Genomic DNA, 22512 nt, shown 5'->3' on the forward strand with positions numbered 1-22512 from the left:
GTGCCTTGTATAGTACTATAGAGAACCCTTTATCTAATCGGTAGAGGGTTCTTTTTTTAGTTTGAAAAACTCTTTCTATTTATAGTATGATATCTCTATATGTTATTTTTCTATAGAAAGGAGCTCGTATGAGTAGAATTGGTTTCTCGCGAACTCAGATTTTAATTCTCGTCAGCGTTTGGCTAACATTTTTGATTAGCTTTGTTATGCGTCTATCTTGGGCGTCATTGATGCCGATTGTCAATGAAGCATTGAATTTTACGCCACAAATGGGGACGACCTATTTATCCGCCTTTTACATGGGCTATGCCATCATGGTATTACCTGGTGGTATCTTAGCGGATAGAATCGGTTATCGTTATACTATATTGGTTAGTTTACTCGCCATGGCAGTCATTACCGCATTGATGAGTACCATTGATAATTATACCTATGGATGGGTGTTGCGTTTCTTATTGGGTATCGTATCCGGTCCTGTACAAGCCTCTTGCTTGAGTGCTATAGGGGATTACTTTGGTCCTAATCAACGTGGCGCAGCCGTTGGTATTTTCATGTCTTGTACATCGCTTGGGGTGGCGACTGTAAATTTATATGCCCCTTATGTAGCAACGAATTATGGTTGGCAAAATGCATTCCTCTTAACTGCTATGTTGCCAGTTCTTATCTTTATACTTAGCTACTTTACAGTTCGTAAGCCAAGTGCTGAAATCCTAGCTCAACGTGAAGCGGAGGCTCATATCGAAGCGGTTCCTGTAGGAGAAAAGCCATCCATAAAAGAAAACTTGCTTCACGTATTAAAAAATCGCAATATTCGTTGCCTTGCGTTTGCCGGCTTTTTCGCTACCGGTGCTACATGGGCGGTGGCTCAATGGTCAAACTTGTACATGGTAAAACAACTAGGTGTTAATGCCATCTATGCAGGTCATGTTATGTCCGCTTTTGGCTTGGCTGCACTTATTGCAAAGCCAACCATCGGTATTTTATCCGATATTTTGCCGATTAAGAAAAACCATTTAACAGCACTCGTTATGTTCTTATTTGGTCCGGCCTTAATACTCTTTGCGAGCACCACAAACCCAGATATGCTCTTTATTACAGGTCCAATTCTTGGTATTGGCGCATTCATGCACAGTGCGTTGACGAATGCTCTCGTTGTACAATCAGCAGAACCTCACTTGCGAGGTACTACGGCAGGCTTTGTAAACTTATTCAATCAAATCGGCGTTATGTTGGCGCCTATGATTTTAGGTAGTATGCTAACTGCAACTGGTAGCTATAAATCTGCATTGATGACCCTTGCTATTGCACCAGTTATCGGTGCCGTTGCCTTGTTCTTTGTAAAACTAAAAAAATAAATTTTCCTTGTGAAAGCCATAAAACAAACCCTCATCAATAACGATGAGGGTTTTCGTATTTCTAAATGTTTTTGTAAATAATAATTAATGAGGACCTTGACCACCGCCATGGCCACCATCTCCGCGACCATTGCCATTACGACCGCCGCTGTCACGATTACCATCGTTGCGGTGATTATCGCGATTCTTGTTATCTCTAAAACCTTGAGGGCCAGGAGGTCCTTGTCGATCCAGAAGAGCAATATTTGGATTAGATGGTTGGAATTTACCCGTTTGAAGTGCATTTAAATTTGGTGAGAAGCGCCCACGATCACCTAAGCTATCTGGGTTAGGTCCGCCTATATGACCTGGTTGCAAGCTTGGTTGCATATTAGTTGGAGGTGCTGGAGGTGCTGGTATAACACGATCCATTGGCGTAGAAATAACAGCATCTGTAGGAGGCATGAGACCAAATAATATGGTCCGTGTCTGTTGATCGACTACAGGAGGAAATACTTGAGGTGGAATATATGGATTATCATATGTATAAGTAATCTTTTCCATCTCTTTAGACGTATTATAGATAAATTCCCCAATGCGTTGTGATGGGCTATTTGGCGCCGCCACATGTTGACCGTAATCCTTTGCTAACCGTTGTTGCGGTAATGTATCGATAGGATACCCATTTTCCGCATAGAATGTTGGCTTCGATATTTTCCACGCAGTCATCGTTACCGGTGCATTAGGTTGTTGTCTATAAAATGTGAAGTTTGTATCATAGTCTGCAATTACGTTATTTTTAGTGTATAAGCTCAATAGTCGAGCTTGTACCGTTTTATAATTAGCAGCAGTCTGTTTTGTATGAATTGAGCTAAGGTCGACATACATATGCTCGGTATCACTAGAATACGCTAGCTGATATTGAGTGGGCTTTTGCTCTATTTCATATTGTGATATGGCAAATCCCGATTGCGTGGTACACAATAGGGTTCCCACGAGAGCTAAAAAATATTTCATTATAATTCTCCTCTCCATGTGAAAAAAGTGTACCATATTGTACTTAAAAATACATGAAAATGAGTAACATATTGTACTTTATACATATATATTTTACAATGTAGATGAATTAATGTACAGGGAGGATTTCATGAATATAATATGTTTTGGCGATAGTATCACCCGTGGATATGATGTGAGAGAAGGTCTCGGTTGGGTTGAACTGTGTAGTGCCGCACTACCCGCATATCATATGGAAAATCACGGTATTGATGGATTATCTGTGCAAGGTTTAATCAATTATTTAGAATCCTGGTGTATCGACAAGTCCTATGAAGATGACCGATATATATGCATTATGTGCGGTACGAACGATATTTTGCAAAATCGCGATAGCGACTACGTATATAACAAACTCATTAAAGCCGCTACTATAGCCGGTGAAAAGGGTCATGTTATCATGGGCCTTGAAACACAAATCGATAGTGAAATGGATGGACTTAATCATGTGGTAGTGGATGTAAACCGTCGTTTACAAGAATATGCAAGAGAACATGGTTTACGAACTATCGATTTTTACACCGTTCTTCATGAAGCCGATCAAATCGGTCAAATCGTATTTGCAGGAGAGGTTCATCCAAATGAGCGAGGCTATCGCTTGATGGCTTATAAGGCATTGGAAACATTTACACGATTATAGTAGAAAAGAGCACGTTCCCGTAGGATGTGCTCTTTTCATTATATGTAGTGCTCGACATAAGTCGTACACTGGAGGTCAATTATTTTTGTTTGGATGTTTTGTCAGCTGCAGCGTGTGCAGAAGCTGCAATAGCGTAAGCGGTACCTTTCACAAGCTCATAAGTTTCACCACTGTTACCAGAAACCGTTACAGCTGCTACAGTATCATCAGTGATGGCGAACATAGCTGTTGCATATGGATGTTGTGCACCATTTGGAACTGTTACTGCGCCGGATTTTACAACGATGAAACGACCATTATTGTTGTATACATCGTAGTTAGCAGCTTGTTTTACGCCATCATAGCTTTCATTATAAGCGAACAATGTGGAAACTTCGCCCAATGTTACTTGGCCAGTTTGTTGCATAGCGCGTAATTTGGATGCTGCTACGGATGTAGGTTGTGTCATGTTAACAGTAACGCGTAAGGATGTGTTGTTTACGATTGCTTCTGTAATAACATTTGTTGTAAATACATTAGCGATGCCATTACCAGCACGGTTGTAAGAACTTGCAGTTTTTACTTGGTAACCATTTGTATAAGCTGGTAAATCGAATGTATAAGAACGGCCGTTCAACAATACATCAAATGCGTTCAATTGGTTATTTCTGTATGTGGATACATAACCGCTACCGCTTTTGCTGAAAGTAAGTGTAGCTGGAGCATCTACAGATTGTTGTAGAGGTGCATTAGGGCTTGGAATTGGATCCATGATTTGCATGCCTACAGCTGTTGTTTGTGGAGCCACAAAGATTGGATCGCCTAAGTCTTTAGAAACAGGCATTTGTTGGCTCATATCACCTGCTGTATATGGTACAGCTGGCAATGGTGTATAGTTAGGACGTGGAGGCATTGCCACATAGCTTGCTTGTGCAACAGGGGCACTGTTTGCAGGTGTGTATTGATATTGAGCTTGTTCTGCTGCAGCGCGTTCATAAGCGCGTGCATTAGCATCCATGGATGCCGCGAAAGCAGAGAAAGATACTGTTGTTGCTGCCAATACGGCAAAAGCAGTTGCAATTCGTTTTGTATTCATAATAAAGACTCCTAATCTCACATTTTTACAAATAACACTTCATCTAGGTTTCATTATACATGATAAGTGTCAATATGTAAACAAAATATAAACAAATTTAACTTTTTTAATTTTTGTAAACAGAATAAGGTAAAAATGAGAATTTGTCAAATACAATTTTGATATTCCATGGTGTACAATAGTATATATATTTATATGTCGTATAAATTATCCGTGCTATATATTTTATTTTAGGGATGATGAAATATAAGCAGAATTACTAAATATAAGCATCGTTGTGGGAGGTAGTATGAGTATTACCATGTATTATGGTCGCGCTGGTTCCGGTAAGACCCGTGCCGTATATGAACGTATTCGGCAGGTTATCATCGAATGTCCAGGTGACCCTATTATTTTGCTCGTTCCAGAGCCAGCCACCTATCGCGTGGAACGGGAACTTGCGGAATTTATGCCTCACGGAGGTTTTACGACGGTCCGCGTCGTTGGCTTTGGCCGATTGGCTTATCAGGTATATCAATCGATAGGCAATGTAAAGGCTCAGCAGCAAAGTATATCTCAGTTGGGTAGAACCATGTTATTAAGCCTTGTGATGAAGCGCAAAGGGGCTGAACTAGGCTTATTATCGCAAGCCGCTAAACGGCCAGAGTTTTCATCGGTCTTGCAAGGATTATTTTCTGAGTTTCGATCATTTCGCATTGGACCTGATGAATTAGAATCTGGTGCACAGCGCGTATCGAATGGTGTATTACAGAAAAAATTACGGGAATTGGCACTATGCATGTCGGCCTATGAAGAGGAACTACAGCTTCATGGACAAATTGATGGGGACCCTATCATGGACCTTGTTCATGCATTGCCACAGTCTCCATTGATGGAAAATTGCCATGTCTTTGTTGATGGATTTCACTGGTTTACACCGGTTCATTTTGAACTGTTATATATGCTCTTTGACCTTGCTGTAGAGTCGGTAATCACCGTCGATTTACCGGCTGATCCTAAGCGTATATTAGCCAATAAGGGACATCATGGCATCTTTAATCGTTCCGTTGAAATCTTGGAAAATCTTCATAAGGAATATGGAACGAAATTGTCCTTTCAGTCCTTTACAGAGCATAGAGGGACACCTGTATTGCAATCCTTAGAAGAAAACTTCTTTCATGGTAAACGCAATACTACGGATGAACATATACCGCTTGTAAGCGCCTATAATCGAGAACGCGAGGCGGATTGGGTGGCCCGTGATATCCTTTCCTATATTGAAAGCAATCCTAATGCACGCTATCGCGATGTGTGTATTATGCTTCGCGAATCCGAAACCTATGGGGATACGTTGGAAAAGGTGTTTACCCGTTATGGCATACCCCACTTTGGAGACCGTCAACGACCTATGAACAATCATCCGCTCGGGGAATTGATGACGGATTTGCTCGGTATTGTTAAGCATAGCTATAGTCGTGACATCATGTTCCGTCTGTTGAAAACGGATTTGACACCTCTTACTCGTGAGGCGGTGGATGAATTAGAAAACTATGTACTCGAATTTGGTATCGATCATCTACAGTGGGAACGAGATACTTGGTCCTATATGCGCCGCGTAGCGGGGCTTTCAGATGAAGAACAACCAGACGCACCGAGACATGAGCGCGTGAATGCATCGAGACAGGCCATCATGAACATTTTGATACCTTGGTTCGATTTCGCCACGTCCAGTGACGCGCATACAGGGGCGGAATGGTGTAAGCACATCTACGCAGTCCTCGAAGAATTACAAGTACCGCAGCGCCTCTATGAATGGTCACTAGAGGCTGAGCGCGACGGCGATTTAGAATCTAAGGCCAGTCACGAGCAAATGTATAATGCGGTCATCGGATTCCTCGATGAAATGATGGTTCTCACCGATACGGAAACGTTGACGTTGGACGAAATGCTAGCCCTCTTAGAAGAGGCCCTCGACAATGTTCATTACTCCATGATTCCTCCGTCCCTCGATCACGTGGCGATTACCACTATAGAACGGGCATACAGTCAATCGTGGCCTCGGGTCTATGTGATGGGGCTTAATCAAGGTGTATTCCCACAAAATATGGGCGATGAAGGCTTAATCAAGGATAGGGAACGGGAAGCGTTGGCTGAGGCTGGCATCGTTCTTGCGGAAGGCGCTTTGCCAAAGGCGTTTAATGAAAATTTCCTTCTCTATTTAGCGATGACGCGGGCCGAGGAGCATTTAACCATATCCTACGCAGGTTCTAATGATGAAGGGGAAGGCCTTGAAAGTTCCCTCGTTATTAAACGGTTACAATCCCTTGGTTTCTGTACGTCCTCGATAGAGGTTCCTTTCACCATTCAAGATGGTACAGAGAACGAATATCTATGGCGTCCATACCAAAGTCTATCCCTCTTATCTGAACGTTGGGGGGCTTTGTTTAGCGGCGTACCGGTGTCACCATTGTGGTGGGGCCTCTATAACTGGGCTCGCCATGATGGGGTCTATAGACCACGCTTAGAGGACGTGAGCCGTGGCATTCGAGACAATAATGACGTTCCTGTTATTTTGCCGGACTTAGTAAATGGTCTATTCCTTAAACGGGGCTATATGTCTGGGTCTGTAACGCGCCTTGAAAAATATCGTCAATGTCCATTTAAATTCTATGCTCAATATGGTTTAAAACTAGAACCTCGTAAGGTTCGTTCCTTTGGGGCACCTGAAATTGGTACCTTTTTACATGCCAATTTGGAGCGCTTGGGAACACAATTATTATCCGAGCATAAGCAATGGCGTGATTTAGACGAAATGGCGCAACAAGAATTATGTGCTCGCGTAGCAGCGGATATATTAGAAGAAAACCGTTATGATGAGGATGAAAAAACAGCCTATGATAAGGCTATTGAAGAGCGCGTTGTGAGAACATTACAAAAAACAGTATCGCGCCTTGTTGATTGGTCTAAGCGATCCTCCTTCGATACTATGTATTTAGAACAGGATTTTGGACGTCCTAATGGATGGGACTCTATTAAGGTATCCCTTGGAGAGGACCGTTATTTACGCTTAGTTGGGCAAATTGACCGTATCGATGAATATAAATGCGATGGTCATACGTATGGCATGGTTATCGACTATAAATCGGGTAGTACATCGGTTAATGCACAAGAAATCTATTACGGTTTAAAATTACAATTGATGACCTATCTGTTGGCATTAGAATCGGCTTATAAGAAACACCATGATCAACCGATGACACCGGCTGCTGTGGTGTATACGTATGTAAAAAATCCACGAACGCCAGCGGGTGAGCCTGTGTCCTATGAAGAAGCCAAAGCATTGGCGGATACAAATGGGGCTCTTAATAATAAAGGGTATTTTACAGATGATATCGACATGCTGGAAAAAATGGATGAAAAATTGCGCACCTATAAGAGCAAAGGTCCTTATGTGCCCGTTCGCATTACAGGAAAGGGAGCCATCCATTCTGGGGATATGAAAATCGTTAAATCCTCCGGCGATTTTGATATCATGTGCCGCTATACAGAATCGATTATGGCGGATACCGGCTCTGCCATCGGTAAGGGTAAATTCCCCATTGCTCCGTATCAGTTGAATAAGGCCATTCCTTGTTCCTACTGCGATTACAAGACCGTGTGTCGCTTTGATAATGAGCGTAATCAATACAATTATTTGAGCGCTCTAAATGAGGCGAATGCCCTTGAAAAAATGCGAGATGCCCTCAATGGTTCATCAAATCAGGCAGAGTCTGACGCTAGTTTTGGTGAAAGTTTTAATAACGATAGTTCTATGACAGGAGGTGACGACAATGGGCGTTAAATGGACACCGGAGCAGGAATCTGCCATCATGTCCCCGAAGGACAGTAATTTAGGGGCCCAAACATTGCTTGTTGCCGCTGCCGCTGGTTCCGGTAAAACGGCGGTTCTTGTAGAGCGTATTATTACGCGTTTGAAAGATATGGAGAATCCATTATCCGTACAAGAATTGATGGTCGTTACCTTTACGAAGGCCGCTGCCGCTGAAATGAGCGCTCGTATTGGCGTCGCCTTAGCTAAGGCTATGGAGTCCACCGATGATAAAGCGTTACAAGCGCGTTTAGAGCGACAGCTTAATCTATTGCCATCGGCACATATTTCTACACTGCATTCCTTCTGTCAGTGGGTGATTCGTTCCTATTTCTATAAACTAGATATACCTCCAACAGCCCGCATCGGCAACGAAGCGGAAATGGCTCTTTTAAAACAAGAGGTGTTGGAGAACCTTTTGAAAGAGGCTTATGAAAACAATACGTATGGTATTTTTGATTTATCTGATTTCTTTAGCGATGATAAATCCGATGCAGGATTACAAGATAAGGTGCTCAGTCTCTATGAATTCGCCATGTCTCAATCGAATCCTGATGGATGGATGCGCCGTGCCGTAGAACCGTACGAGGCTGCTCAAGAGCAGGATTTACGAGATACCTTGTGGGGCCGTGCTATGTGGGATGACCAACAGGCCGAAATTGACCGCATTGCAGACCGCATCGAAGCGATGGAACCCTTGCTTGAAAGCCCTGTAGGGCCTAAGAAATGGGATAAGGTATACCAAGAGCAATTAGCCGCATTGGCACAATTAAAAGGGGCAGAGACTTGGTCCGATATGGTCGATGTATGCCGTAACTTAGATACCTTTACAAAAGCAAGTTTTACAAGCCTTGGCAAGGCCTTAGAAAAGGGCGAAGTCGATGGTGCGTTAGCAGATGAATTTAAATCGCTAGGCTCTCAAAACAAGGATAGTTTAAAGGGGATGAAAAATGGTCTATTCCATATTGATGAAGCTGTATTGCAACAACAATTTAAAGACCAATATCCGCTCATTCATAACCTTGTAGAATTGACTATCGCCTTTCATAAAGCCTATGACGAGGCTAAAATAGAGCAGGGTATCATGGACTTTAGCGACTTGGAACATCTCTGCTTGGCACTCCTTGTGGAACCGGGCACAGAAGATAATCCAAAACCATCCGAAGTGGCCCTTGAACTACAAGATACGTTCAAAGAAATCATGGTGGACGAATGCCAAGATACGAATGGTGTACAAGAAACCATTATCAATCTCATTTCACGGGTGGATAATCGTTTCTACGTAGGCGATGTGAAGCAAGCGATTTATAGTTTCCGTATGGCAGATAGTTCGCTATTTATGAACAAGTACAATACGTATGGGCTCATGAATGACGCCGTAGAGCGACGCATTGATTTGGCTAAGAATTTCCGGTCTCATGAAAATATTTTGACCACTACGAATTTTATTTTCTACCAAATTATGACCCAAGAGGCAGCGGAGCTTGATTATGGCGAAAAAGAATCGCTCATACCGGGCCGTATTGTAGAAGATGCGCCATCCGATTGGGTGGGCGGCGCTGTAGAATTACATCTCTTGGATACGAGCGATACGAATCGTTCTGAAGAGACCGATGGTGATTCCGAAATCGCAGGCGATGAACCGGAGAACAATGAACGAGAACTTGATTTTATCATCCAAAAAATCAAGGAATTGCACGCTTCGAAGAAACAGGTGCAAAATGCGGATGGCTCGTTCCGCCAAATTCAATGGCGCGACTTTGCCGTATTGCGCAGATCCCTCGCTGGTTGGGGTACGCGGGCCGTAGCAGCTATGCGCCAAGCCGGTATTCCCGCCGTTGTTAATGAACGAGATGGCTATTTTGAAGCGCAAGAAATTCAATTGCTCTTGTCATTGTTACAAATCATCGACAATCCAGAGCAAGATTTGCCGATGGCCGCCGTATTGCATTCTGGGCTCGTAGGCCTCGATGCGAATGAATTAGGGGCGTTGCGCCTTACCGGCGACGGTTCTTTATGGTCTGTTATGCCTCTCTACGCAGAACAGGCTCAAGATGAACGGTTGCTCCAATTTATCGCTCATATTGAGCGTTGGCGCACATTATCTCGCCGTCATGGTGTAGCTGATTTGTTGTGGGATGTTTACGAAACATTGGACTACGTGAACTACGTAGGCGCCATGCCGAATGGCCTCGTGCGTCGCGCCAATGTGATGGCCCTCTATGAACGGGCTAAGGGATTTGAATCCTCCGGATTCCGAGGGCTCTTTAGGTTCCTTCGCTTTGTTGAAAGCTTACGCGATAGCAATCAAGATATGGCCGTTGCCAATGTAGTTACCGAAGCAGATGACGTAGTGCGCCTTATGACCATCCACAAAAGTAAGGGCCTTGAATTCCCTGTTGTATTCCTGTCTGGCGTACAAAAGAAGTTCAATACCATGGACTTTAATTCTCCGTTATTAGTCGATAAAAATGGCGGTATCGGATTAAAGGGCTACTACCCAGACATTCGCGTATCCTATCCGTCCATGCCGTGGCTCTATTGTAAATCCATCAAATCGGATGCTATGAAAGCCGAAGAACAGCGTATCCTCTACGTTGCATTGACACGAGCACGGGATAAACTATTCTTGACCGGATATATTAACAAGGAAATCAAAAAGGAAAAGGGCGTTGGCGCTCATATAAAACATGCGGCCTTGACGCAGACCCAAGCATTAGGTGCCGATCTAATCAAAGCTGGTAATTCCTATTTGCATTGGCTACTCATCGCCTTCGCCCGTCATCTAGATGGGGGTGCACCACTTCGCAATATCATTGAACTCGAAGGAGAAACAAATTTTGACTTGCTCGACCGTCAATGTCAGGTAAAGGTAGAGATTCATGATGGTTCTCTTTATGGAGATTTAGATTACAAGGCGGATGTGGATGAAACGACCATCAATACGGTTCGCGTATTAGGTAAGGTAAATGATGTAGCATTGCCAGAGGAAATCGTACAGCGCTTTGCTTTCACCTATCCAAATCTTGTAGCCGCCAAGACGACGGCTAAGATTTCTGTTAGTGAATTGAAACGGAGATTTGCCGAACGTGATGCGGAGGCAGTATCGGCTACAGATGTATCGATGCAACAGAAACCAGTAATATCCTGTGATATAACTGAGGATACGACTGGTGAGAATGCCATATTAGATACAAGCATTCCTACTATTAGTGGAACGGAGCTAGCCGATTCCGTATTTGGTCGTAAACCACTGGCTATTGCAGTAGCTGATGAGGTCGTAACGGGTGCGCAATGGGGTACATTGATGCATGAAGCGATGCAATGGCTACCTGTTAAAAAGTATACACAAACATCCATGACAGATATGCTCGATTCATTGCAAGCAGAAGGTAAATTTAGTGATGAGGAACGCAGTCTATTAAGTGATCGTAGCTTATATGGATTCTTTAACTCTGATCTTGGCCAGCGTCTCATTGCATCAAAACGAGTGGAACGAGAATTGCCGTTTAGCATGCTTTTTGACGGTAATCGGGTATATCCTGATGTAGAGAATGGTGAGCGTCTATTCTTACAAGGGATTATCGATACGGTCTTTGTAGAAGATGATCAATGGGTCCTCGTGGACTATAAGACGGATCGCGTTAAGAGTGGAGATGAGCTCATTCGTCGCTATAAAATACAAATGGACCTCTACAAAGAGGCCCTAGAACGATTGACAAATATGCCTGTGAAAGCAAGTTATATTTATAGCTTCCGCTTACATGAAGCGGTTCTATTGTAAGCCTATATAAGACAATCGACTTAGCATAATACGAACCCCCTTTACTGGTGTGCCAGCAAAGGGGGTTCGTATCGCTTAGAGAAGCGGTTTTTTCTTTTGATGTTTTGTCGGTGCAAATACCTTGAGGACCCGTGGTAATACCTCAAGGTCTACAGGCATATAAGGACCTGCGTCACCATCCATGTTGGTTGGTAAATTATCTATATTGCTCAATAGTTCGATATGAGCTTTTTTGACCGTCAATGTAGTAGTATTGCTAGAGTTATAGATGGCGCCACTTAGGATAAGAGGTAGAACCTTGAAGATGTCGAGGATAAAGTATTCCTTAAAAATAACGAGGCGCATATACCCATCGTCTACGGAAGCCTCTGGCATAAAGCGTTCAAAACTAGACACTACGTTGGTGAGTAGGGCTAATACAAGTGGTGATTTGCAAATGAAATCATCATCTTCCGTTTGAATGCGGTATGTATAGTCCTTTGTGGTGAAGAGGGCTTGACCGGCGCGCAAGAAGTAGGCCAATGGACCTAAGATGCGCTTTTCCTTTGGCGTTACCTCTTCGATAACCTTTGGAATGACACCGGCTGCAATGTTATTGCAGAAGTATTTATCGTTGCAGCGACCAATATCGATGCAGCGAACTTGGTTGATATCGAGGCGGCGAATCGCCTCTAATGGTCGTTGTGGAATGCCGAGAGCACGAGACATATCGTTGACGGTTCCTACCGGAATAAAGCCAAAGGTTGCTTTGAAACCACCTTGAGCGATACCATTTACCGTTTCATTAACGGTACCATCGCCACCCATGCAGAAAATGGCATCAAAACCATCTTCACAAGCGGCCTTTGCAAAATGGGTTGCATCGTCGGCACCGGTGGTAAATTTAACTTCAATTGTGTCAAAAAGGGTGCTCAATTTCCACTGTAAATCAAGGGCGTATCGGCGTGCTGCACCGCCGCCAGATACAGGGTTAATGATAACCAAACAACGACTCATAGGGGTAACTTCCTCACTTTTTAACTGTGACTATCTTGAAATTGACAGTCATATGTACGGGACTTATAATTATAGGGTATACAATTATTATATATACATGTGTTCGTATATAAAAATGCTTACATTCTATTATACTCATTTTAGGCGTTCATTGAAAGTATGAAAGCGTGTAAACATTAGAGGGGACCTAAGGCTAGAAATATGACAAAAGACGTGAAGGGTACAAAAGAACCAAAAGATGTGTATCATTTTTCCGCTGTAGATTCAATTGAACGATTGCCTTTAAGTGAACAAGTTTATGTGACCTTGAAACAGGCTATTTTAACAGGGGAGCTATTACCGCAAGAAAAACTAAATGAAGTTAAGATCGCAGAACAGCTCAAAGTCAGTGCAACGCCAGTTCGCGAAGCTTTCAGAAAATTAGCAAAAGATAACCTTGTTGTTATCGTGCCATGGAAGGGTGTTACTGTTAAGGCGGATACACCAGAAGAAATCGTGGCGCTATATCAATGCCGAGAGGTTATGGAAGGTTTGGGGGCGCGTTTGTGTGCTCGTCACGCTACGCCAGAACAAGTGGCAGAGCTTAAGGAATTATGCAAGGAAATGCATGCCATTGAGGACGCTACGGCACGCGTAGAGGTTAATAGCCGATTCCACAGCATGATTGCTCAATTCTCCGGCAATGATCGCGTTGTTGATTACTTAGCCGATTTCCGTGAACGAGTAAATCGCGATATGTATTTGAGTTCCTTCAATGCAGTGCGCACACACGATTGTGACGATGAACATGATCACATCGTAGATGCCATTGAACGTCACGACGAAGTGGCCGCAGAAAATGCGATGCGCAAGCATATCAATAATGCGTTTATCTTTAAACGGGCTAATGCGGAATTACAAGACAAGAACTTGAACGAAGTATAAAAACTGCATAGACATAGTAAAAAGGACCCTAAATAGGGTCCTTTGTTTTGCAAAGTCATATATAAGATATTGTAAGGGGTGATATATCTTTTATATGTTGTACGTGTTAAGTAGGAATTACTTTATTTTGTTAATCTAATTTTTGGAAGGTTATATAATGTTGTTTTAATTGAATAGAAGAGAGTGTAATAAAGAATTAATTCTGTCTCTATTCATATGAGGTCTATAGATTAGAGACGTTTTTTTAGTTCCAAAAAGCGCTGGTGTGCTCGTCGGAAAAATTCGACTCTTTCATAATGTTTAGAAAGATGTCTATTACAGGATTTATAGTCTTGCATACGAAGATGTAGCAATTGACTGGTAGAAATATTGAGGCAATAAGCAATTTTAAATACTACCTCAATGGATACGCCTGATATTCCGTATCCACATTCTAATTTACTCAAATAGCTGCGACTAATGCCCACGACATCGGCCAATTGTCGTTGTGAAATGCCCATCGACGTTCGCAGGGTAGAGATTTTGTGACCCAAGCACATATACTGTTGCTGAAATTTTGGGTCCTGATAATGATTCCGTCGGTAGGCCGGCATTGTAAGTGTAGGATCCTTCATAAGACCTCCTTTCCGATCCCTACCTTGTGCTTTTAGTATACTTAGCAAATACATTGTTGACTAATACGTAATATGTGATAATTATTATGTATATATGATAATTACACGAATCGTTAAAATTATGGAGATCTATTATGGAAAAATATATAGCTATCGCCTGCGGCGGTGCCCTTGGTGCACTAGCGCGAACGGTGGTAGGTGAATGGGTGATGGCGCGCTTAGGCCCCTATCCATTTGGTACAATTACGGTTAATTTAATCGGGTGTTTAATCATTGGTATTATCTTAGGTGCCTATCTCTGTAGACCCGACTGGCCTCAATGGGTTCGGTTCTTCTTAGTCGTTGGTGGACTTGGTGCCTTTACGACGTTCTCTACATTTGCCTTTGAGCTCTTACAGCTCTTAACATCCGGTGATGTTACAGATGTTCTATTCTATGGAGCGGTGCAAATTCTCGGCGGTTTAGCCCTCTGTGCCATCGGTATGTGGATTGCTAAACTCGTATGTGCGTAAATGCATATTAGCTACTGTCATTCATATGATATAGTAAATATATTGCTATATATTACGTTTGATATACATGAAATAGAATAGATATTGAAAGGTTAGATTATGAAAGAAATAAAAGTACAAGATGCTGTAGGACATGCATTGGTACACGATATTGTGCGCATCGTCATCGGCGAGGTGAAAGACACACCATTCCGCCGCGGTCATGTGATTACAGAAGCAGATGTGCCAAAATTACTCGATCTTGGTAAAGAACATATTTATGTGATGGAACCGGAAGATGAAGGCTTCCTCCATGAAGAAGATGTGGCTCGTGCCTTATATGCCATTGCCAAGGGCGACCATATGCATGATGGTCCTATGGCACAAGGCAAAATAGAGGCCATTGCCGATGTTGATGGCCTACTCAAGGTAGATGTAGAAAAATTATATGCTATCAATAGAATCGGTGAATTGACCATCGTTACAAAATTGAATAATACACCTGTGAAAGCAGGCGATAAAATCGCTGGTATGCGTTGTATTCCTTTATTGCTAGAAGAACAACAAGTAACAGAGGCTCAAAAAATTGGTGGACCTATCTTAAACATCAAACCATTCGTGCGCAAAACAATGGGCATCGTTACGACAGGTTCTGAGGTATTTGAAGGGCGCATTAAAGATGCTTTCACCCCCATCATTGAAGAACGTTGCGCGCCATTTGGGGTGAAAAAAATCGCCCATGAAATCGTAACGGATAACACGGACGATATTGTGGCTGCTATCGACAAGGTGAAAGCGGCGGGCGCAGACATCATATTCTGCACCGGCGGTATGAGCGTAGACCCTGATGATTTAACACCAGGTGCCATTAAACGCTACGCAGACCGCGTTGTAACCTATGGACTTCCTGTATTGCCAGGCTCTATGGTTTGCATCGCATACTGTGCCGATGGTACACCAATACTAGGCGTACCAGGTGGTGTATTGTTTAGCAAACCAACAGCCTTTGATGAAATCGTACCACGCCTCATCGCAGACGATGAGATTACAAAAGAAGACTGTATTGCACTAGGACATGGTGGGTTCTTGGGTTAAAATGATTTTTTACCTAATGTAGGATGGCTACACCGTTTTAATGTTAGCGTATCAATCATATGAACCGCTTCGTCCAATGTGAGGTCCTCTCGTTTTGTAGGTGTTTCGAGGACTGCTAATGGATGATCTGTGCCTACCTCGCCGGATGGCAAGTAGATGTATTCTTGATTGATTGTATCGCCGAAGATATAGCCTGCTTGTAAATGCTCTTTATGAATGCGACTCATAATGCTCCTTATCTCGTATTGTACTTATAAATTTCAATGTTTCACATATGATGTAACATAAGAATCTTGATTATAATATCTTTTGTATTTTAAATTCTGCATAATCTGCAGAAACTAGTTCTAACTTAGTATTTCCATATGTAGATGGAATTCGTTTGAATGAATTCTGGTCATGTAAATGGCCGAATATGCATATATCGACTTGGTAGCGCTCCATGAGGTCTGTAAAGCCTGATGGGGCGTTATTTTCATTGAATGGTGGATAATGTAATAGTAAAATACGTGTTACAGGTAGTGGCTCATCTGTATTCTGTGTTTCAATATGGTCCTTTTGCAATGCTTGGATAGCGTGCTCCATTTCTTGTAATGCCGATTCGGTACGCAAGATTTCTCTATCATAGATAGATTGATCTGTATCTGGTTCAAAGCTAGCGTCATCAGGACAAATATATCCGCGGGTGCCACCAAAGGCCAAGATACATTGTTGTTTAGAAGTCTGGCTTTCACCAGTTAAGGCATTAACCTGAGTTGTTAAATTGATGATGCGGGCCGTACCGTGACCTTGTAAAAAGGTAATAGCATCGCCCATAGCATTTTTCATCTTGTTGGCAGAGGACCACCAATAATCGTGGTTGCCACGAATCATAAATTTTTGGCCTGGAAGGCTGGCGATTTCCTTGAGGTCGTAGAGTGCTTCATCGAGGCGCAAAGCCCAGCTCATATCGCCTACGAGAAAGATAATGTCCTCATCGGTGACGGTGGACAGCCAATGTTCTCTTATACGTTGCCAATGATTGTCCCAGTGGGGACCGAATATGTTCATCGGCTTCGTAGGTGGATTACCCGATAGATGAAGGTCTCCAATGGCATAAATGTTCATATATATCCTTACTAGAGTCCTCTAATCTACGGAACTCGTAGCAGAGGATTCTTATTTTAATTCAAAATAGGGTGTAATATTGTGTAAAATCTTCGCAGCTCGTTCGTCGTTGCATGTTTGTGGAATTTTATAGCCCACGTAGAGCGGCGTTGTAATGTAGCGAGGAATCACCTTGATATATTCGTAACCATCTTCTAGTTGATAGAAGAAATAGTTATAGGATTGAGAAAATTTTGCTAAGCTATCTAGCACATAACGTATGGTCTGTTGTAATCGCATGGCGATGGAACGGACAGGTGCATCAGGTTTATACCGCAAATTGTATTCAAAGAATCCAATAATAGGGTGTTTGGATAAGGTGATGCGGATGTCCTGATCTTCGTGTAATAGCCAGCCATTCATGTTCTTGACCGTAATGTCCTCGTGATAATCGTAGTTGCGTAGGCCTATAATTTGGCTGTGAGGATGGCGTATGGAACCGCCCGACATAGGACCGTGATTTTTAAAGAATAGAACGGATTTATATTCTTTTGTGGCTATTGTTTCATGCCATTTATCTAGACCGAATTGAATGATTCGTGTTGCATCATCAACGGAAAGGGTAGATAATTCGCCTTGGTCGCCTTCTGTTTCAATGATGACCGTAGGCCACGTGTCCTGCAAAACAGGATATTTATTCATGAGCCATATGATGTGACCATCTTGTGCCAGAATATCTGTTAATTTTGAACGGTCGCAGAATGGACAGCGCACGCTTGCATCACGCATATTTACAGGCTTTGTGCGCCCTAGTGCAATATCAAATATAAGTGGTTCGTTCATGGTGCGCCTCCTTTCATCTCATACCCTTAATCATACCATAAATGACAGTATTACACATGAAATAATGGTATAATATATTAATAATCTTTACCAAATTATAGGAGGTCTTATGAAACCGACAACCTTGGTATTTCCCATAGATGAACAACATAGAATTTTGCTGGGCCGTAAAAAACGCGGCTTTGGTGCCGATAAATATAATGGTTTTGGTGGTAAAATCAATGCTGGTGAAAGCTTTCGCCAATGCGCCGTTCGTGAACTATATGAGGAATCGGGCATACGCGTTGATGCGTCTGATCTAGAATGCGTAGCCCTTTTTGACTTTCAGTTTCCCTATGATGAAAGTCTAACTCATGTGGGTTATGTATATTTTGTGCGCGTTACCGATGTAAACCCCATTGAATCAGACGAGATGGAGCCGCATTGGTTTACATTGGTCGATGTCCCTTATGAGCATATGTGGGAAGGGGACCGTACGTGGCTTCCTATGCTATTAGAGGGCAAGTTGCTAAAGGGGCCTATCCGATTTGGTCCAGATAACAGTCATGTTGAGGACATGCGTTTAACAGAGGTCGACACAGTCATGGAAAGTGAATTGTTGGCTCGTATCGATGTATATATTAATGAATAGAGTGTAGTGAAAGTATAGGATGTGCTTTCACATATACCTATATTGAGGAACTATGAAAGAGATGAATAACCCCAAGTGGGTGCCACAGTTGTTGGCGTGGTATGATGTAAATAAACGGGATTTGCCGTGGCGTGACTGCGGGGACCCTTATAAGGTGTGGGTGTCTGAGGTAATGAGCCAACAGACCCGCATTGAGGCGATGAAGCCCTATTATGACAACTGGATGCGTTTGTTTCCTACATTAGAAGAGTTGGCAAAGGCATCCGAAGATGAAGTGGTCCACGCTTGGCAAGGCCTTGGTTATTATAGCCGTGCTCGGAATCTACGTCTAGGCGTACAAGATGTGGTGAATAATTATGGTGGTGTTGTGCCTCATAATCGCAAGGATATGGAATCTTTGAAGGGCGTCGGTTCCTATACGGCCGGCGCTGTGCTATCTATGGCATATGGCGAGCCAGAGGTGGCCGTTGATGGCAATGTGTTGCGTATCTATGCCCGTTTGTATGGCATATTCGATGATATTTTGAGCACAAAGGGCAAGAAGGCCATAACTGCTATTGTAGAGGACACATTGCCTCACGATAGACCGGGCGATTTTAACCAAGCCTTGATGGATTTTGGTTCAGCCGTATGTATCCCTAAGACGCCACGCTGCGGTGAGTGTCCCATTGTTAATACGTGTCATGCGTACCAACATAATGTAACCGATCAATTGCCTGTGCGTATCAAGAAAACAAAGGTTGTAGATGTGCCTGTTTTTGTAGGCATTCTTAGTTATGGCGACTATTATTTACTACATAAACGCCCTAATCGAGGCCTCTTGCGTTCCATGTGGGAATTTCCATCTGTAGAAAATGCGGATTCCTATGATGCGGCAGAATCTGGTTTAACTGAACTTGTAGGGGCATTGGGCTTTGGTCTATCCTTACAACCAGTTATTGTGAAAGAATTAACTCATGTATTTTCTCATCGTAAGTGGTTTATGAAGGCCTTTCGAGGTGATTTACATTACGAAGTTGGCTCGGCACCAATCGAAGCGATTAAGAAGCAATTGCCGAAGGATTGGATGCTCATCAAACGGAATGAATTCGCTGATTATGCTTGGGCAGGACCTCATGGTAAATTGACAGAATTATGTCCTATTGTAGAATAAATTTATTAGACGAATACTGATTTCGTTTTAATGTATTAGCAATTATTTGATATACAGTTAGGAGCGTATATGCAATTAATTATAAATATTGTGTTTCTCGTGGTGCTAGCCATAGCCTTTCTAGGCTTTTGGGGATTGTACCTCTATTTATGGAAACCGAAAAAACTGTGGCCTGCATGGATAGCCTATATTTTGGTTGTCGCTGGTTGGTTCTGTGCGGTGCGATACTATTTCCTATACCAAGTTGACCTATACGGAACACCATGGTACGAATGGCTCAACCTATTTAGAACGGAAAGCTATGGCGTAGTATTCGCCATATTCTTGTGCATACCGGTTTTCATCGTATTAGCTTTAATCTATGCACTGGTAAACCGTATCTCCTATAAGGTTCCTGTAGAAGAACGAACTGGGCGCCGTGCTTTCTTTAGAACCGTAGGTACCCTTGTACCTTTGGCTGCTATGGGTGGCGCTGGTTATGCTGCCTATGAAGGGCAACGAGAAATCGTTGTGACCCATGAAAGTTTTGGTTATACCAATTTACCGTCAGGACTTGTAGATTACAAGATTGTACAGCTTAGCGATATCCATATTGGGCCGAGCATCGACCTAGATGACTTTGACGAAATCTTGCGATTAGCACTATTAGAACACCCAAACCGCGTTGTCATCACCGGTGACCTTATCGACAAAATACAATGGTTACCTGAAGTCTGTGATCGCTTAAAGGTATTTGCAAAACAAATTCCAGATGGCGTAGATTATATCCTTGGCAATCATGAATTCCATCATGATGTAAATAAAATCGTAGATGATATAAAAACCAAAACGCCATTAAACGTATTGATTAATGACAACATCCAAATCATGGGTGGTAAACAACCGGTCTATATTGCTGGCGTATCCTATGATAATGAACGGCGCAAAGAAAACCGTGAAGCCATGATTGACAAGGCATTGTCCGGTATCCCTAATAATGCCTTTGTTATTCTGTTGGCACACCATCCAGAATTCTTTGATGAGGCCATTGAACGCAATGTACCATTAACATTGTCCGGCCATACCCATGGTGGACAAATCATCCTCTTTGGTATGCCTTGGGTACCGATTGGTACACCATATGTAAAAGGTCGCTATACAGAAAAAAATAGCGTATGCTACGTAAATAACGGATCTGGACACTGGTTCCCTATTCGTATTAATTGTCCGCGAGAAATTACGGTCATTACGTTTTTTGACGGAGTAGCTTAGATAGTGATTTTGCTATATTAATAGCTATAATATTTAAGCCGTTTTAGATGATTAAAGTTCATAATATAAACGAGGTATTGTATTTGGTATACGATACCTCGTTTTATTATATGAAGTTATATAAGAGTTGTGATATATTAGAAATGAACTTTTAATAATGTTGAGTGCAGAAGCGAGTGTGTTAACAGATGATTCCGTTGTCTATTTATAAAATTGGGGTTCCTGTAGGTTTATTTGCTTATTATATATTTAGGTTGTTCAGAATTTATATTTTAAAAAGTAATATGGAGTTGAAATTCCCAACTCTATATATTCTTTTTTTAGGCTTAGGGATTCCGGCAAGTCTTTTTCTTATAGTGCAAACATTTTTTATTCCTGATTTAGTTGATTACCTTAGTTTACTCTATGTAAATGTAGGTATTTTATTTATTGTTGAAATTATTTCAACATTCAAACTTAAATCCTCAAAAAGCTATTCTAATGCAAAGGTTTTTCGGTATTATTTATATTTCATGACAGCCATATTATTGTGGATGATATTTAATTGAATGATTGACTAGATTGAAGCGTTTGTTATTGTAGGGCTATTTTATAGGTGTAGATTAATGTATAGTAAATTTTTTATCTACAAGGTTATTATATGTACTATTCCGCTTATTCTTATGGATATAGCTCTTGTCAGCTCAATGATAACAGATGGATACGAAGGAAATCTAAAAGCAACAATATTAGCAGTAATAGTATTTCATATACTTTTATATATAATCGGTCGTAAACAAGTAAAGCTATTAATACAAGCATTTAAACGAAATGGATTTAAAGAGATTAATAATCTATTCAATATGAAATATGTTTTTCTAATCGTATTTTTTTACGGTATTAATAGCTATAAAACTTATGAGGTAATAGACTTTTTGTTGTGTTGTGAAAGTATAGTCTTATGTTAGGAGTACGTATATGTTTTTAAAACTCTATAATTATTTTGTGCGAGGTATATTCATCTTTCTTTTTATAGGTATGACAGTTAGTCTAATTATAAATCCTGAAATAATAGAAGATGAAAACGATATTTATTTCTTTATTGCTTCTTATATCATAATATTAGTATTTTATTTTGGTTGGGGTTATGTTTATAAATATTTAGGACGTAAAAGGGGTTAATATTTGTGCATATTCATTTACCGTTAGTTTTAGAAGCTATCTTTTTTTCATGGATTACTTTATATTGGATCATTTATAAAATCTTACTAAGAAAAAAACTTTCACCATTATTAGCATCTTTAATTGCTAATTCTAATTATGGCTTTATGAAAGTTCTTTCTTGGTCGGCAATTATTACCTATCCGCTTATGCTGTTTAGTATGTTTTATTTTTTAGATTACATTGCTGTTCCAATTGTTTTAGTGTGGTTCTTACAGCCTGTTTTTGTAGCAGCTGTATTATTAAAACAGCCCCCACGTAGTCGCTATTATGAGTGGGCTAGGAAAAAACAGATGTATGTAGTTCTTTTTATTTTTGGTTATTTAATGTCTGCTCTAATTTTGTTGAAAGTTAATAAGCTAATATAGAATTTATCGTGTGTAATTAGAGTATATTTTTAATTCAATAATAAAGGTGTAAATGTCAATATAAGAATGTACAATTTTGACGATGTACAATGTACAGTTATTCCTTCTGTTGCATATGGTTTCG

The 22512-nt window shown here is 41.5% G+C and carries 19 protein-coding genes; 12 read left to right on the forward strand and 7 right to left on the reverse strand.

Features of this window, described 5'->3' with window-relative positions; all coding sequences use genetic code 11:
• The first annotated feature begins 128 nt into the window (after positions 1-128).
• Positions 129-1355, forward strand: a complete 1227-nt coding sequence (locus tag HMPREF1504_RS01970; protein WP_038122992.1) for an MFS transporter — start codon at positions 129-131, stop codon at positions 1353-1355.
• A gap of 84 nt (positions 1356-1439) precedes the next feature.
• On the opposite strand, the gene HMPREF1504_RS01975 is transcribed toward HMPREF1504_RS01970, so the two are convergent.
• The gene (locus HMPREF1504_RS01975) at positions 1440-2351 is read right to left on the reverse strand and encodes a hypothetical protein (RefSeq protein ID WP_038122994.1); all 912 of its coding nucleotides are present in this window, start codon (positions 2349-2351) and stop codon (positions 1440-1442) included.
• Between the two features lie 130 nt (positions 2352-2481).
• Here HMPREF1504_RS01975 and HMPREF1504_RS01980 point away from each other — a divergent pair, with 130 nt between their 5' ends.
• The gene (locus HMPREF1504_RS01980; RefSeq protein WP_038122997.1) at positions 2482-3030 is read left to right on the forward strand and encodes a GDSL-type esterase/lipase family protein; all 549 of its coding nucleotides are present in this window, start codon (positions 2482-2484) and stop codon (positions 3028-3030) included.
• 79 nt (positions 3031-3109) lie between these two features.
• Here the strand turns inward: HMPREF1504_RS01980 and HMPREF1504_RS01985 are convergent, their stop codons facing one another.
• Entirely contained in the window at positions 3110-4105 is a 996-nt protein-coding gene (locus HMPREF1504_RS01985; RefSeq protein WP_038122998.1) for a hypothetical protein, read from the reverse strand.
• Between the two features lie 289 nt (positions 4106-4394).
• On the opposite strand from HMPREF1504_RS01985, the gene HMPREF1504_RS01990 reads away from it, so the two are divergent.
• Both HMPREF1504_RS01990 and addA read left to right on the forward strand, forming a co-directional pair.
• Positions 4395-7925, forward strand: coding sequence for a PD-(D/E)XK nuclease family protein (locus HMPREF1504_RS01990; RefSeq protein WP_038122999.1), 3531 nt, complete (start codon positions 4395-4397; stop codon positions 7923-7925).
• A complete protein-coding gene (gene addA, locus HMPREF1504_RS01995) occupies positions 7915-11736 on the forward strand; it encodes a helicase-exonuclease AddAB subunit AddA (protein WP_038123000.1) in 3822 nt (1273 codons plus the stop codon). Before HMPREF1504_RS01990 ends, addA begins: the two co-directional genes overlap by 11 nt.
• A 75-nt stretch (positions 11737-11811) precedes the next feature.
• Here the strand turns inward: addA and HMPREF1504_RS02000 are convergent, their stop codons facing one another.
• Complete coding sequence (locus HMPREF1504_RS02000) at positions 11812-12732, reverse strand: diacylglycerol kinase family protein (RefSeq protein WP_038123002.1); 921 nt, start codon at positions 12730-12732, stop codon at positions 11812-11814.
• 201 nt (positions 12733-12933) lie between these two features.
• On the opposite strand from HMPREF1504_RS02000, the gene HMPREF1504_RS02005 reads away from it, so the two are divergent.
• Entirely contained in the window at positions 12934-13656 is a 723-nt protein-coding gene (locus HMPREF1504_RS02005; protein ID WP_038123004.1) for a GntR family transcriptional regulator, read from the forward strand.
• A 230-nt stretch (positions 13657-13886) separates the two neighbouring features.
• Here HMPREF1504_RS02005 and HMPREF1504_RS02010 read toward each other — a convergent pair whose 3' ends face one another.
• A complete protein-coding gene (locus tag HMPREF1504_RS02010) occupies positions 13887-14324 on the reverse strand; it encodes a helix-turn-helix transcriptional regulator (protein WP_316586121.1) in 438 nt (145 codons plus the stop codon).
• 80 nt (positions 14325-14404) lie between these two features.
• Between HMPREF1504_RS02010 and crcB the strand changes: the two genes are divergently transcribed.
• Together crcB and HMPREF1504_RS02020 are read left to right on the forward strand one after the other, a co-directional pair.
• Positions 14405-14782, forward strand: a complete 378-nt coding sequence (gene crcB, locus HMPREF1504_RS02015) for a fluoride efflux transporter CrcB (RefSeq protein WP_016476374.1) — start codon at positions 14405-14407, stop codon at positions 14780-14782.
• A gap of 99 nt (positions 14783-14881) precedes the next feature.
• Positions 14882-15856, forward strand: a complete 975-nt coding sequence (locus HMPREF1504_RS02020; protein ID WP_038123012.1) for a molybdopterin-binding protein — start codon at positions 14882-14884, stop codon at positions 15854-15856.
• On the opposite strand, the gene HMPREF1504_RS02025 is transcribed toward HMPREF1504_RS02020, so the two are convergent.
• The 3 genes from HMPREF1504_RS02025 to HMPREF1504_RS02035 all read right to left on the reverse strand — a co-directional run bounded on the left by HMPREF1504_RS02025 (position 15853) and on the right by HMPREF1504_RS02035 (position 17785).
• Complete coding sequence (locus HMPREF1504_RS02025; RefSeq protein WP_005378024.1) at positions 15853-16083, reverse strand: hypothetical protein; 231 nt, start codon at positions 16081-16083, stop codon at positions 15853-15855. The two genes, HMPREF1504_RS02020 and HMPREF1504_RS02025, sit on opposite strands and share 4 nt — an antisense overlap.
• Positions 16084-16153: 70 nt before the next feature.
• Positions 16154-16963 carry a metallophosphoesterase gene (locus tag HMPREF1504_RS02030; RefSeq protein WP_038123013.1) on the reverse strand — a complete coding sequence of 270 codons (810 nt, stop codon included), beginning with the start codon at positions 16961-16963 and terminating at the stop codon, positions 16154-16156.
• 51 nt (positions 16964-17014) lie between these two features.
• Complete coding sequence (locus tag HMPREF1504_RS02035) at positions 17015-17785, reverse strand: DUF4931 domain-containing protein (RefSeq protein ID WP_038123015.1); 771 nt, start codon at positions 17783-17785, stop codon at positions 17015-17017.
• A gap of 109 nt (positions 17786-17894) precedes the next feature.
• On the opposite strand from HMPREF1504_RS02035, the gene HMPREF1504_RS02040 reads away from it, so the two are divergent.
• The 5 genes from HMPREF1504_RS02040 (at position 17895) to HMPREF1504_RS02070 (ending at position 22388) form a co-directional block, all read left to right on the forward strand.
• Complete coding sequence (locus HMPREF1504_RS02040; RefSeq protein WP_038123017.1) at positions 17895-18416, forward strand: 8-oxo-dGTP diphosphatase; 522 nt, start codon at positions 17895-17897, stop codon at positions 18414-18416.
• A 52-nt stretch (positions 18417-18468) separates the two neighbouring features.
• A complete protein-coding gene (mutY, locus tag HMPREF1504_RS02045; protein WP_038123019.1) occupies positions 18469-19569 on the forward strand; it encodes an A/G-specific adenine glycosylase in 1101 nt (366 codons plus the stop codon).
• A gap of 69 nt (positions 19570-19638) precedes the next feature.
• On the forward strand, positions 19639-20820 hold the full coding sequence (locus tag HMPREF1504_RS02050) for a metallophosphoesterase (protein WP_038123020.1): 1182 nt from the start codon (positions 19639-19641) through the stop codon (positions 20818-20820).
• A gap of 957 nt (positions 20821-21777) precedes the next feature.
• Positions 21778-21981 (forward strand): hypothetical protein, encoded by a 204-nt coding sequence (locus HMPREF1504_RS02065; protein ID WP_038123026.1) that lies wholly within the window; start codon positions 21778-21780, stop codon positions 21979-21981.
• 5 nt (positions 21982-21986) lie between these two features.
• A complete protein-coding gene (locus tag HMPREF1504_RS02070; protein ID WP_038123028.1) occupies positions 21987-22388 on the forward strand; it encodes a hypothetical protein in 402 nt (133 codons plus the stop codon).
• The last annotated feature ends 124 nt before the right edge of the window (positions 22389-22512 follow it).

Origin of the sequence: Veillonella sp. ICM51a, assembly GCF_000524355.1 — a bacterium.
Classification (GTDB): domain Bacteria; phylum Bacillota; class Negativicutes; order Veillonellales; family Veillonellaceae; genus Veillonella; species Veillonella atypica.

Coding starts and splice junctions, on each gene's coding strand:
- HMPREF1504_RS01970 (WP_038122992.1), top strand. CDS start 129: ATGAGTAGAATTGGTTTCTCGCGAACTCAGATTTTAATTCTCGTCAGC.
- HMPREF1504_RS01975 (WP_038122994.1), bottom strand. CDS start 2,351: ATGAAATATTTTTTAGCTCTCGTGGGAACCCTATTGTGTACCACGCAA.
- HMPREF1504_RS01980 (WP_038122997.1), top strand. CDS start 2,482: ATGAATATAATATGTTTTGGCGATAGTATCACCCGTGGATATGATGTG.
- HMPREF1504_RS01985 (WP_038122998.1), bottom strand. CDS start 4,105: ATGAATACAAAACGAATTGCAACTGCTTTTGCCGTATTGGCAGCAACA.
- HMPREF1504_RS01990 (WP_038122999.1), top strand. CDS start 4,395: ATGAGTATTACCATGTATTATGGTCGCGCTGGTTCCGGTAAGACCCGT.
- addA (WP_038123000.1), top strand. CDS start 7,915: ATGGGCGTTAAATGGACACCGGAGCAGGAATCTGCCATCATGTCCCCG.
- HMPREF1504_RS02000 (WP_038123002.1), bottom strand. CDS start 12,732: ATGAGTCGTTGTTTGGTTATCATTAACCCTGTATCTGGCGGCGGTGCA.
- HMPREF1504_RS02005 (WP_038123004.1), top strand. CDS start 12,934: ATGACAAAAGACGTGAAGGGTACAAAAGAACCAAAAGATGTGTATCAT.
- HMPREF1504_RS02010 (WP_316586121.1), bottom strand. CDS start 14,324: ATGTATTTGCTAAGTATACTAAAAGCACAAGGTAGGGATCGGAAAGGA.
- crcB (WP_016476374.1), top strand. CDS start 14,405: ATGGAAAAATATATAGCTATCGCCTGCGGCGGTGCCCTTGGTGCACTA.
- HMPREF1504_RS02020 (WP_038123012.1), top strand. CDS start 14,882: ATGAAAGAAATAAAAGTACAAGATGCTGTAGGACATGCATTGGTACAC.
- HMPREF1504_RS02025 (WP_005378024.1), bottom strand. CDS start 16,083: ATGAGTCGCATTCATAAAGAGCATTTACAAGCAGGCTATATCTTCGGC.
- HMPREF1504_RS02030 (WP_038123013.1), bottom strand. CDS start 16,963: ATGAACATTTATGCCATTGGAGACCTTCATCTATCGGGTAATCCACCT.
- HMPREF1504_RS02035 (WP_038123015.1), bottom strand. CDS start 17,785: ATGAACGAACCACTTATATTTGATATTGCACTAGGGCGCACAAAGCCT.
- HMPREF1504_RS02040 (WP_038123017.1), top strand. CDS start 17,895: ATGAAACCGACAACCTTGGTATTTCCCATAGATGAACAACATAGAATT.
- mutY (WP_038123019.1), top strand. CDS start 18,469: ATGAAAGAGATGAATAACCCCAAGTGGGTGCCACAGTTGTTGGCGTGG.
- HMPREF1504_RS02050 (WP_038123020.1), top strand. CDS start 19,639: ATGCAATTAATTATAAATATTGTGTTTCTCGTGGTGCTAGCCATAGCC.
- HMPREF1504_RS02065 (WP_038123026.1), top strand. CDS start 21,778: ATGTTTTTAAAACTCTATAATTATTTTGTGCGAGGTATATTCATCTTT.